General features: G+C 42.3%; 12 protein-coding genes. 9 read left to right on the forward strand and 3 right to left on the reverse strand.

The features are described 5' to 3' along the window. Nucleotides 1–229 precede the first annotated feature (229 nt). From AB1414_08600 to AB1414_08610, 3 genes are all read left to right on the forward strand, one after another. Nucleotides 230–325: a TonB-dependent receptor plug domain-containing protein gene (locus tag AB1414_08600; GenBank protein ID MEW6607498.1), complete on the forward strand. Its 96-nt coding sequence runs from the start codon at nucleotides 230–232 to the stop codon at nucleotides 323–325. Between the two features lie 108 nt (nucleotides 326–433). Further along, complete coding sequence (locus tag AB1414_08605) at nucleotides 434–835, forward strand: TonB-dependent receptor plug domain-containing protein (GenBank protein MEW6607499.1); 402 nt, start codon at nucleotides 434–436, stop codon at nucleotides 833–835. Nucleotides 836–918: 83 nt separating this feature from the next. After that, nucleotides 919–1,749 carry an ATP-binding cassette domain-containing protein gene (locus AB1414_08610; GenBank protein MEW6607500.1) on the forward strand — a complete coding sequence of 277 codons (831 nt, stop codon included), beginning with the start codon at nucleotides 919–921 and terminating at the stop codon, nucleotides 1,747–1,749. Here the strand turns inward: AB1414_08610 and AB1414_08615 are convergent. Then, entirely contained in the window at nucleotides 1,746–2,045 is a 300-nt protein-coding gene (locus tag AB1414_08615; protein ID MEW6607501.1) for a type II toxin-antitoxin system RelE/ParE family toxin, read from the reverse strand. The genes AB1414_08610 and AB1414_08615 overlap by 4 nt on opposite strands. Then, complete coding sequence (locus AB1414_08620) at nucleotides 2,046–2,321, reverse strand: type II toxin-antitoxin system Phd/YefM family antitoxin (protein MEW6607502.1); 276 nt, start codon at nucleotides 2,319–2,321, stop codon at nucleotides 2,046–2,048. It abuts the gene before it with no gap. 78 nt (nucleotides 2,322–2,399) lie between these two features. Between AB1414_08620 and AB1414_08625 the strand changes: the two genes are divergently transcribed. The 6 genes from AB1414_08625 (at nucleotide 2,400) to cobN (ending at nucleotide 10,695) form a co-directional block, all read left to right on the forward strand. Then, nucleotides 2,400–3,140 (forward strand): ABC transporter permease, encoded by a 741-nt coding sequence (locus tag AB1414_08625; GenBank protein ID MEW6607503.1) that lies wholly within the window; start codon nucleotides 2,400–2,402, stop codon nucleotides 3,138–3,140. Next, a complete protein-coding gene (locus AB1414_08630; GenBank protein MEW6607504.1) occupies nucleotides 3,137–4,192 on the forward strand; it encodes an ABC transporter substrate-binding protein in 1,056 nt (351 codons plus the stop codon). The genes AB1414_08625 and AB1414_08630 overlap by 4 nt, the downstream gene beginning before the upstream one ends. Nucleotides 4,193–4,267: 75 nt before the next feature. Next, a complete protein-coding gene (locus AB1414_08635) occupies nucleotides 4,268–4,624 on the forward strand; it encodes a four helix bundle protein (protein MEW6607505.1) in 357 nt (118 codons plus the stop codon). A 56-nt stretch (nucleotides 4,625–4,680) separates the two neighbouring features. After that, entirely contained in the window at nucleotides 4,681–5,772 is a 1,092-nt protein-coding gene (locus AB1414_08640; GenBank protein MEW6607506.1) for an iron chelate uptake ABC transporter family permease subunit, read from the forward strand. Nucleotide 5,773: 1 nt separating this feature from the next. Continuing rightward, on the forward strand, nucleotides 5,774–6,601 hold the full coding sequence (locus AB1414_08645; protein MEW6607507.1) for an ABC transporter ATP-binding protein: 828 nt from the start codon (nucleotides 5,774–5,776) through the stop codon (nucleotides 6,599–6,601). 248 nt (nucleotides 6,602–6,849) lie between these two features. Then, nucleotides 6,850–10,695 carry a cobaltochelatase subunit CobN gene (gene cobN / locus AB1414_08650; protein ID MEW6607508.1) on the forward strand — a complete coding sequence of 1,282 codons (3,846 nt, stop codon included), beginning with the start codon at nucleotides 6,850–6,852 and terminating at the stop codon, nucleotides 10,693–10,695. Here cobN and AB1414_08655 read toward each other — a convergent pair. After that, nucleotides 10,676–10,855: a type II toxin-antitoxin system mRNA interferase toxin, RelE/StbE family gene (locus AB1414_08655; protein MEW6607509.1), complete on the reverse strand. Its 180-nt coding sequence runs from the start codon at nucleotides 10,853–10,855 to the stop codon at nucleotides 10,676–10,678. The genes cobN and AB1414_08655 overlap by 20 nt on opposite strands. Nucleotides 10,856–10,954 lie beyond the last annotated feature (99 nt).

The raw sequence follows: 10,954 nt of genomic DNA on the forward strand, positions 1-10,954 counted from the left end.
GTTCAGGGCTATACATTAGAAGTGTAAACAAGGAGAAATGGGGAAAAGGGAGAATTGGAGAAATGGCTCAAACTTTTTCTTGCTCCACCCTTCGGACATCAATCCTGGAGTCTGCGAAATTTACCAGACCCTAACTCTTTATGGACATTAATACAGGCATTAATAATCCTATCAGTTAACTCTTCTTTTCTCCACTTCTCCATCTTCTCCCTTTCTCCTTATTTTTTATATCCTACCTGAACTCTTACAAAAGATTGAAGTAGTTCGTGGACCTACTTCCGCTCTCTATGATGCCAATGCCGTAGGTGGTCAACATCATAACTAAAAGCCCTCCAGATCTGTGGCTGAATAGTTACCATAATTTTTTACTTGATAAATTTTTTACTTTGTGTTATAATTTTTAAAATCGTAACATAGGGAGGTGTTTTTTAAAATGAAAAAAGGTTTTTGGATGGGATTAGGAATGAGTTTGTGTCTGGCAGGAACAGGATTTGCTCAACAACAGGGGACAGAAGCGACGGTGGTGGAATTAGAGGATGTTGTGGTAACGGCAACAAAAGTAGAAAAAGGAATTGGTGATGTGCCGGTGAGTGCCTCGGTGATAACAAAGGAAGAGATGGAACAAAAGGCAAGGATAACATTTGTGGATGAGGCATTGAAATATGAGGCAGGGGTGACACAGCGCCGCAAGAAATTTGCGGATACGATGAGTAGCGGGGCACTGCGCGGGTTTAGCGGTAATCAGCGGACACTGGTGTTGCTTGATGGCATGCCACTAAATGATAGTTATACCGGTGGGACATATCTGGCTAACTTACCGATTGGGAATGTTTAAGGGGGAAGAGGCATGAGGAGTGATGTTTTCTTTACTTTCTACTTTCTACTCTCTACTTTCTACTTCCTATTTTCAGGAGAGAAATGATTAAGACAGAAGGGTTGACCAAACATTTTGGCAAGATAAAGGCGGTGGATGACCTTAATCTGCATATCAAAAAAGGTGAGATATTTGCCTTGCTTGGACCAAATGGGGCAGGCAAAACTACTACAGTGCGGATGCTTAATACCTTGGCACTGCCGACCTCTGGTAGGGCAGAGATTGATGGACTGGATGTCGTCTCATCTGCAGATAAGGTGAAACGCATCATTGGTGTCTGCCCACAGGAAATAAACCTTGATCGGGAACTTACCGCTTATGAAAATCTTCATATCCATGGACTCCTTCATCGAATGGAGGCAATCCCTCAGAGGATAGATGAGTTGCTTGCCTGGTGCGGCCTGGCTGAGCGGGCAAACCATTTACTAAAGACATTCTCCGGCGGTATGCAAAGAAGATTGCTTGTTACCAGGGCTATTATGCATCGGCCAAAGGTGCTGTTCCTGGACGAGCCTACGGTTGGACTTGACCCCCAGGTCAGACGCCAGATATGGGACCTCATTCGCGAGATGAACCGGCAAGGGGTAACAATTTTACTTACCACCCATTACATTGAGGAAGCAGAACTGCTCTGTCACCGGGTAGGTATCCTTAATCATGGTAAATTGATTGCCCTGGACTCTCCTGAAGAACTAAAAGCCAAAGTGGGGCATTTTGTGGTGGAATCCCTTGATGATGGCATAACTAATTATAGGTTGTTTGATAAACAGGAAGAAGCTTATAAATTTGCTGAACAAAAGGCTGATGATGTAGTCATCCGTGAGTCAAACTTAGAGGATGTGTTTATTAAGCTTACGGGTGAGAGGATTAATTAACCCAAACACCTTTTAAGTCGTTTAAGGGCTGTTTTATAAACCTCAAGGTCTCTTCGGAATCCAATAGCAATTACTTCCACCAGAACCTTGTGTTTAAATATCTGGTAAACTATCCGATATTGCCCAACAGGGAGTTTGTATAACCCTTTCAGGGACTTTCGCAGAGGTTTGCCAAACTTATCTGGAGCAGTCGTAAGTTTGTAATTAATTTCTTTCAATATGCGACGCTGATCCTCCTTTGAGATATACTTGAAGTCTTCTTCAAGAACAAGGGTGTCAATTTCAACCTGATACATTTAACCAACCCTTTTTATGGCTTCTTCAAGAGGAATAGTTTTTCTATCCTTGCGGTTTAGCCTCTGTTGAGCAAGACTTTCAAAGGATAAATCTTCAAGTTCTTCGATTAGCTCGGTCATTTGCTGATAGCGATTGTAGTCCAGGATAGCCATGATAGGCCTATTTCTCTTAGTGAGTACAACATTCTTTTCTTTGGCAACATTTAAGATTTGGTTGAAATGTGTCCTTAATTCAGAGACACCAACTAAGGTAGTTTCTTCTTTTATAGTAAACATAATCTAACCTCCTGATGATACACTTTATTGATTATTAAATTGTACAATGAATTGCTAAAATTGTCAAGGGGATTTTTGATGAATTTCTACCCTATATTTTTGCAAGAGATGCTTATTTTTAAGCGGCGGCTATTGCGTATCGGCTACCTCTTTTCAACTATGGTTACACCACTTTTGTATTTAGTTGCCTTTGGTCTGGGATTGGGGCGGGGAATGAGTATTGATGGTGTTTCTTATCTTATGTTTGTGGTGCCCGGTATTTGCGCAATGAGTTCTATGACCAATTCTTATACCTGGATTGCTACCTCTATTTCTGTAGGCAGACTACATTTTAAGACCTTTGATGAATATCAGGTAAGTCCGATAACCGCAGCCGATATAATGCTGGGAGAGATATTATCCGGGGTAGTGCGTGGACTTTTTGCCTCAAGTTTAATCCTGGTATTTGGTGCTATCTTTGGGGCAAGTTTTCCACTAAACCCTGTGTTTTTCATCGTCTGGTTATTAAACTGTTTTATCTTTGCTTGCTTAGGGGTTATCTCTGGATTCTTAGCAAAATCGCATGAGGATACAGCTACCTTTTCCAACTTCTTTATTATGCCGATGGCTTTCTTTTGTGGGACATTCTTCCCCATAGATACACTCCCTACATTTATCAAATGGATTCTTTATCTCCTGCCACTAACCCATGCCAGCAAAGCATTAAGAGCCAGCTTCCTTGGGCAACCCATAGAATTAATCTCTATTGGCATTATGTTAGTTATCTTTATCATTTCCTTTTATTGGGGAGTAATAACTATCAGGAGGGCAAACAGATGAGAATATTTCTCTACGCATTCTTATTTTTAGGGTTTGGGTGTTTTAATAGTTGGGCAGAGCAGATTATTGGCTTTGATGACTTTGGCAAAAAGATAGTCTTGCAAAAACCACCTGAGCGGATTGCGGTTATTAGTGCAACTCCATTAGCCGCTATATTTGAACTTGGGGGAGGGAATAGAATCATTGCTGTTCCGAATAAAATTGATTTTTTTTATCCTGAAGTATGCCGAAGGTATCCGTCCTTGTTAGAAAAACCACATATAGGAAGTTTCGATAATCCCAATATTGAAAAGATTATCTCACTTAACCCTGACCTTATTATTCTCTATGCTTCCCTTGAGAACCCAGGGAAATATACATCTGCGTTTGAAAGATATACTCTACCTTATGCATCGTTCTGTACTCCTATAGATGTTGCCTTTGGTCTTGACCAGATAAAACGATTAGGGGTATTACTCGGCAAAAAGAAAGAGGCAGAAAAACTAACCCGTAAAATAAAAAAGGAGATAGATACAATAGCAAATAAGGTCTCTTCTGCTATTAAAACAAGACCATTAGTCTTTTATTGGTGGGGAACAGGTAATGGTACCTATGGAAGAAAAGCATCTATCCATGAATTGATTGAGCTCTCAGGAGGAATTCATTTAGCCGGTGAATTTGATAAACAGTGGTTTGAAATTTCACCAGAATACATCATCAGCAAAAATCCTGATGTGATTATTATTTCCTACTGGCAGGAAAACCAGAAAGAGATAAGGATAAAGGAGATTAAAGAACGCCAGGGGTTTAAGCATATTAATGCGGTCAAAAACAATCGCATATATCTAATAGATGGGAATAGTATCCATAGCATAATCAGATTCCCGGAGGCAATGCGTAATCTGGTTAAGTTTATCCATCCGGAGATAGAAATGAGTAACAAGGGGCAAGTGACAGCAGTCAGTAGTCAGAGGGATATGTCAGCCGCTGGCAGTAATCATGTCCCACAATTTTTACTGGGCAGCGTGAAGAGTGATAATTCACAATTGACAATTCACCATTCACCATTTTAAGGAGATTTAGGGAAGAAATGGTGAATTGTGAATGGTGAATTGCGAATTGTGAATGAAAGTTAAGGAGATTCATGAATGGCGAAAGGGGATGATATTCAGGAACGATTGATTAATTTTGCAGTCATAATTATAGAATTATGCTCTGCATTACCAAATACTCATATTGGGAAACACATTGCGGGGCAATTACTTCGATGTGGTACTTCTCCTGCACCGAATTATGGTGAAGCACGAGGAGCGGAAAGTAAAAATGATTTTGTTCACAAGTTGGGGATTGTTTTGAAAGAATTAAATGAATCTGGAATTTGGTTGGAGATTATAAAACGAAGCAATTTGTTACCCATTAATCAACTATTGAGCGTGGTCAAAGAATGTGATGAGCTCTCAAAAATCATCAGTTCCAGCATACGGACGATAGGAAAAAAATCGTGAATTGCGAATTGTGAATTGCGAATTGTGAATGAATGTAACATTGTCCAGTAAAACTTATGGGTAAAGATAAGGTCTGGCAAGGGATTAAGGGGGTGGAAGGAAGCGAACAGATGAGATACAAAAGACATTTTTCTATCTTACTTATTTTATGTATTATTCTGATTGCGGTATGCTTAATAGCGATTATGGTTGGTTCTATATCCATACCTCCAGTAATCATCATTAAGATATGGCTGAGTAAGATGCTATGTGGATTGATTCCGCAGGATTGGAGTGGTATTCAAGAGACAATCGTAGTAGATATTCGCACTCCAAGGGTTATTCTTTCTATGTTGATTGGTATGGGTCTGGCAATAGCCGGGGCAGGTATGCAAGGATTATTTCGCAACCCTATGGCAGAACCTTATGTCCTGGGTATGTCTTCAGGTGCGGCTGTGGGTGCGGCAGTAGCTATTGTGCTGGGTATAGGTAAGGTATTTGGAGGACTTTGTATTCCGGCTATGGCTTTTATTGGAGCAACCATTACCATACTTCTGGTCTATAATATTGCCAAAACCGATGGAAAGGTGCCCATAGAAACCCTGCTTTTATGTGGTATTGCGGTAGGATTTTTCTTGAATAGCATTGTCTCGTTTTTGAAAGTTATCTCATCTGACCAGGCATTGCGAGAGGTAGTCCTATGGTTGATGGGTTCTTTTTCTATGGCTTGTTGGAGTGATGTGAAGATGGTTATTTTACCTATCCTTTGTGGAATTGTAACCCTTTATTTCCTGGCTCGTGAGCTAAATGCCCTTCAATTTGGTGAAGAGACTGCACTGCATTTGGGAATCGAGGTTGAAGCAGTCAAGAGAATATTGCTTGTTGCCGCTTCACTGGTTACCGCTGTAGCGGTATCAGTAAGCGGAATAATAGGTTTTGTTGGCTTAGTTGTTCCACATCTTGTCCGTATTATTGTTGGACCAGGCCACCATCTCTTATTACCTGCTTCGGCTCTATCTGGGGCAATATTCCTTGTTTTATGCGATACACTGGCAAGAACAATTGCTCAACCACAAGAAATACCCATTGGGATTATTACTGCAGGTATAGGTGCACCTTACTTTGTCTATCTGCTGAGACGGAGAAAAAAGGCAATTAGTTGGTGGTAAAATGCTCAAAGTAGAAAATATATCAGCCTCATATCGAGAAATACAAGTTCTTGATGGAATTAGCTTTAGTGTAGAAAAAGGTGAATTCCTCGGTATCATTGGTCCAAATGGTGCCGGCAAGACTACTTTGCTTAAGGTAATGACCTGGGTAAAACATTCACTCTCAGGTAAGGTTATACTGGAGGGAAAAGAGATAAGCAAGTTTTCTCGTAAGGAAATAGCCAGGATAATGGCGGTTGTGCCACAAAGTTCTTTTGTGCCACCATTATTTACTGTAGAGGATGTAATTTCTATGGGTAGATATGCCCATCAAAAGAGTCGATTTGCCTCCACAAAAGAGGATATAGATGCAGTAGAACAGGCTATGGAAAAGACAAATACCAGTAAATTTCGTCATCGTTTGATAGGTGAGCTAAGTGGTGGTGAACGACAGGAGGTTATTATTGCCCGGGCATTAGCTCAAGAACCTAAAATACTCATACTGGATGAACCTACGGCAAATCTTGATATAAAACATCAGATGAGGATATTGGATTTAACCAGAAGATTAGTGAAGGATGATAATATTACTGCGGTGATGGTCATTCACGACTTGAATTTAGCCGCCAGATTCTGTGATAGGCTTATTTTACTCCACAATCAGAAAATTCATTCAGCAGGAAGCCCCAGGGATGTGCTTACTAAAGAAAATCTTAAAACTGCTTATGAGGTAGAGGTAGTGGTTGAGAATAACCCTTTGATAGACTGCTTACAGGTAGTGGTTATTGATGGGCAGAAAAAAATTTCGACCTGTGAAATAGGGTTACAAATATCCCCCAATAGAGAATAAACAGGCCGCTCCTATGGAGCTAATTTGTTATAGAGGAAGATAATCTTTCTACAAACATATCGCTCCTCTGGAGCTAATATGAATAAAGCTCTGTAGGAGCAATCTGTTTGTAGTATTCCGCAAAAGCAATATATTTGTAGCTCCGTAGGAGCGACCTATTTGTATCGGCAGTAGAGATTGAATATCTATTTCTTGCATTTTATTTAAACCTATTTCACAGGTCGAAAAATTTCTTAGGAGGGTGTTAGGTGAAGATAGTATCAATTATGTGGCAGAGTTATATAAATATGCTTGTTCGGGCAAGCAAAAATGTGAAAGATTTTGCAGAAATTAAGGCTTATTCCTCAAAAAGGCTTGAACAAGAACCGGAAAAGATTGAGGCAATACTTAATGAAATGGCAAAAGCGCACATCATTTTTCTCTATCGTTCAACCGAAGGGTTTTGGGAAACGATTGAAGGCAGGCTTAAAGAGCTGGGCAAAAGGGTGCCTATTGTCTGCCTCGGACACGACCCGTCCTACTGGATGCTCTCTACGGTAAAGCCAGAGATAGTAGCTCAAGTCTATTCCTACCTTGTCATCAACGGCGAAGAGAACTTCACCAATATGCTACGATATATTGCCAGGGAGGTAGGCGGGCTTGATCTGAATGCCCCAGAGCCAAAACCAGTCCCCTGGGAAGGACTATATCATCCTGATACAGCGTCAATTTTTAACAATATTGAAGAATATCTCCAATGGTATGATAATTCAAAGTCCTCTGGTTTACCATCGGCAGGGACGGTTGGGATACTCCTGTCCCGGCACTACTGGGTGAATGATAATCTTGAAGTTGAGAATACCCTTATTCGGGAATTAGAGAAACTAAATTTAAAGGTTATCCCTGCTTTTTCATATTCTATTAAGGACGAAGAGTGGGGGAATAAGGGAAGTGGAGAGGTAATTTGCGAGTATTTTTTGGGCAAAGACAAAACCCCGCGGATAGATGCGTTTATTAAACTCCAGAATTTTTTCCTTGGCAACACACGCGGGAAAAATCAAGATGATAATATAGTTGCATCTTGTGGCGTGGAAATATTGAAACTGTTTGATGTGCCTGTATTTTCTCCGGTCACTTCCTATTATAGAACTATAGATGAATGGAATAGCGATTCGGATGGGCTTGGGGCAGGAATTGGCTGGTCAATTGCTATGCCGGAATTTGAAGGAGTAATTGAGCCCATTATTATTGGAGGGGCGAGTAAAGAAAAAGGGGACTTAGAGCGCCGGATGCCAATTGAGGAGCGGTGTAAAAAGGTTGCGAAACGAGTAGCTAACTGGATACGATTGCGAAAGAAAGCCATCCAGCACCGCAAGGTAGCCTTTATCCTGCATAACAACCCCTGTGCCTCGGTAGAGGCTACAGTAGGTGGTGGTGCCCACTTAGATACCTTAGAGAGTGTAGCTCGAATAATGCACCAGATGAAAGGGGTGGGCTATGCTATTGACCCACCAGCCGATGGCAAAGAACTCATTGATACTATTATGGAACGCAAAGCCATCAGTGAGTTTCGCTGGACAACCGTTGATGAAATTGTCAAAAAAGGCGGCTTTCTCAAGCAGATGACTAAAGAAGAATATGTCCAATGGTTTGATACCCTTTCTCCCACAGTGAAGAAACGCATGAATGATGCCTGGGGTAATCCACCTGGTGAAGAGAAAAATGGTGTGCCGGCGGCTATGGTCTATGAAGGTAAAATTCTTATTACAGGGATTCAATATGGCAATGTAGTGGTCTGCGTTCAGCCCAAACGCGGTTGTGCTGGTGCCAGGTGTGATGGCCAGGTATGCAAGATTCTGCACGATCCGGATATCCCCCCACCACACCAGTATCTGGCTACATACCGCTACCTTGAGTATGATTTTGGGGTAGATGTAATTGTGCATGTGGGCACGCACGGCAACTTAGAGTTTTTGCCTGGCAAAGGCACCGGCCTATCTGGTGACTGCTATCCAGATATAGGTATCGGAGACCTGCCGCATCTTTATATCTATAATGCTGACAACCCACCTGAAGGTACTATTGCCAAACGCAGAAGCTGTGCTACACTGGTTGACCATATGCAGACTGTAATGACACAGGGTGGGCTGTATGAGGAGCTTGAGGAGTTAGGACGCTTTATTGGTGAATATGAGCAGGTAAAGGATGTTGACCCAGCACGAGCACACGCACTTCAACACCTGATTATGGAGATGATAGAAAAGACCAATCTCAGCAAGGAGATGAGATTGAACCAGGATGTAGGGTTTGACGAGGTGGTAAGGCATGCTCATGGAGTGCTCTCCCGCATACGAAACACTCAGATACAAAATGGGATGCACATCTTTGGACAACTGCCTGAAGGAGAAATGCGAGTGGAATTTATCAACTCTATTCTGCGTTATGATGCAGGGGAAAATATTTCTCTGCGTAGGACTGTTGCCTCTATGATGGGTATGGATTTATCTAAGATGCTGGCAAATCAGGATGGGGTATGTCCGCATCATCAGAAGAGCTATGGAGAGTTGCTGGAAGAGGTGGATACAGCCTGTAAGGGATTTATTCGGCAGGTTATTGGTCTACAGGTCACAGACTCCAGCCTGGTTGATAGTTCCCTGTGGACTAAACTGCGAGAGCGGGTGCTTGATCTAAATAGCAGAATCGATCAATCACAGGAGATAGCCTCACTCCTGCACGGATTTAGCGGTGGGTATATCCCGCCAGGACCCTCGGGCTTAATTAGCCGGGGCAGAGACGATATTCTACCGACTGGCAGAAATTTCTATTCCCTTGACCCGCATCGGATTCCAACAAAGGCTGCCTGGAAGGTGGGACAGAAATTAGCTGATGCGCTGCTTGAAAAGCATAAGCAAGAACAAGGCAGACTTCCGGAGAATGTAGCTATCTACTGGCAGTGCTCGGATATAATGTGGGCTGATGGCGAAGGGATGGCACAGATTATGTCCCTTTTAGGTGTGCGGCCTCTCTGGCATCCAAATGGCAGGGTGAAAGGCTTTGAGGTGATTCCCCTTTTAGAGCTTGGAAGACCAAGGATTGATGTTACTATTCGTGTTTCGGGTATCACCCGGGATAACTTTCCAAACTGCATTGAGCTCCTGGATGAGGCTATCCAGGTAGTAGCCTGTCTGGATGAGGTTGAGGAGCTGAATTTTGTGCGAAAACACGCCTTAGCTCAAATTAACCAGAATAGCGACGGAAATTCCTCTAAAGAGAACTGGCGAGATGCTACCCTGCGTATCTTTGCATCAAAACCCGGCACCTATCAGGCAGGAACACAACTGGCGGTCTATGCCTCTGCATGGAAAGAGGAAAAGGATTTGAGTGATATCTTTATCTATTGGAACGGATACGCCTATGGCAAGGGGATATTTGGCGAAGAAAAACATAAGCAGTTGACTGATAGCCTTAAAACAGTTGACATAACCTACAATAAGGTGGTCAGCGATGAATATGACCTCTTTGGTTGTTGTTGCTATTTCGGCACACACGGCGGGATGACTACTGCTGCCAGAACTATCTCAGGCAAAGAAGTCAAGACTTACTACGGCGATACCCGTGAACCAGGGCATATTGAGGTGCGAGATATGGCAGATGAGATCAGGCGTGTAGTGCGAACAAAACTGCTTAACCCAAAATGGATTGAAGGAATGAAACGCCACGGATACAAAGGCGCCGGAGATATCTCTAAAAGAATTGGCAGGGTTTACGGCTGGGAGGCAACAACGAAAGAAGTCGATGACTGGATATTCGATGAGATTGCCAGCACCTTTGTGTTAGATGAGGAGAACAGGAAATTTTTCGAGGAGAATAATCCCTGGGCATTAGAGGAGATTGGCCGCAGACTCCTTGAGGCGCAGGAACGTGGACTGTGGAATGCTGACCCTGAGGTGCTAAAAGGACTTAAAAATGCTTATCTTGAAATTGAGGGCTGGATTGAAGAGAAGATGGGTGACATTGAAGGTGATTTTCAAGGCGGGGCAATAGATATCCTGACTGCAGAGGATGTGCCTGACTGGAGGGCTAAAATGCAGGAGATCAGAAAGGTAATCGGGTGAGGATACCCTGATACACTTCTTTACGGTGACCTATTTTTAATATTGCAATAGTGTTACCTTCAATTTTGTAAATGATTCTGTAATCACCAACTCTCAAAACCCAGAGAGACTTGAGGCTGTATCTTAATGGTTGTAAGAGTTCAGGTAGGATATAAAAAATAAGGAGAAAGGGAGAAGATGGAGAAGTGGAGAAAAGAAGAGTTAACTGATAGGATTATTAATGCCTGTATTAATGTCCATAAAGAGTTAGGGTCTGGTT

The sequence above is a fragment of the bacterium genome (genome assembly GCA_040755795.1).
Lineage (GTDB): Bacteria > UBA9089 > CG2-30-40-21 > CG2-30-40-21 > SBAY01 > JBFLXS01.

What these genes read in the sequence shown, in the direction of transcription:
- AB1414_08610 (MEW6607500.1), top strand. Translation starts at nt 919, where the DNA reads ATGATTAAGACAGAAGGGTTGACCAAACATTTTGGCAAGATAAAGGCG.
- AB1414_08640 (MEW6607506.1), top strand. Translation starts at nt 4,681, where the DNA reads ATGGGTAAAGATAAGGTCTGGCAAGGGATTAAGGGGGTGGAAGGAAGC.
- AB1414_08615 (MEW6607501.1), bottom strand. Translation starts at nt 2,045, where the DNA reads ATGTATCAGGTTGAAATTGACACCCTTGTTCTTGAAGAAGACTTCAAG.
- AB1414_08630 (MEW6607504.1), top strand. Translation starts at nt 3,137, where the DNA reads ATGAGAATATTTCTCTACGCATTCTTATTTTTAGGGTTTGGGTGTTTT.
- AB1414_08635 (MEW6607505.1), top strand. Translation starts at nt 4,268, where the DNA reads ATGGCGAAAGGGGATGATATTCAGGAACGATTGATTAATTTTGCAGTC.
- AB1414_08645 (MEW6607507.1), top strand. Translation starts at nt 5,774, where the DNA reads ATGCTCAAAGTAGAAAATATATCAGCCTCATATCGAGAAATACAAGTT.
- AB1414_08625 (MEW6607503.1), top strand. Translation starts at nt 2,400, where the DNA reads ATGAATTTCTACCCTATATTTTTGCAAGAGATGCTTATTTTTAAGCGG.
- AB1414_08620 (MEW6607502.1), bottom strand. Translation starts at nt 2,321, where the DNA reads ATGTTTACTATAAAAGAAGAAACTACCTTAGTTGGTGTCTCTGAATTA.
- AB1414_08605 (MEW6607499.1), top strand. Translation starts at nt 434, where the DNA reads ATGAAAAAAGGTTTTTGGATGGGATTAGGAATGAGTTTGTGTCTGGCA.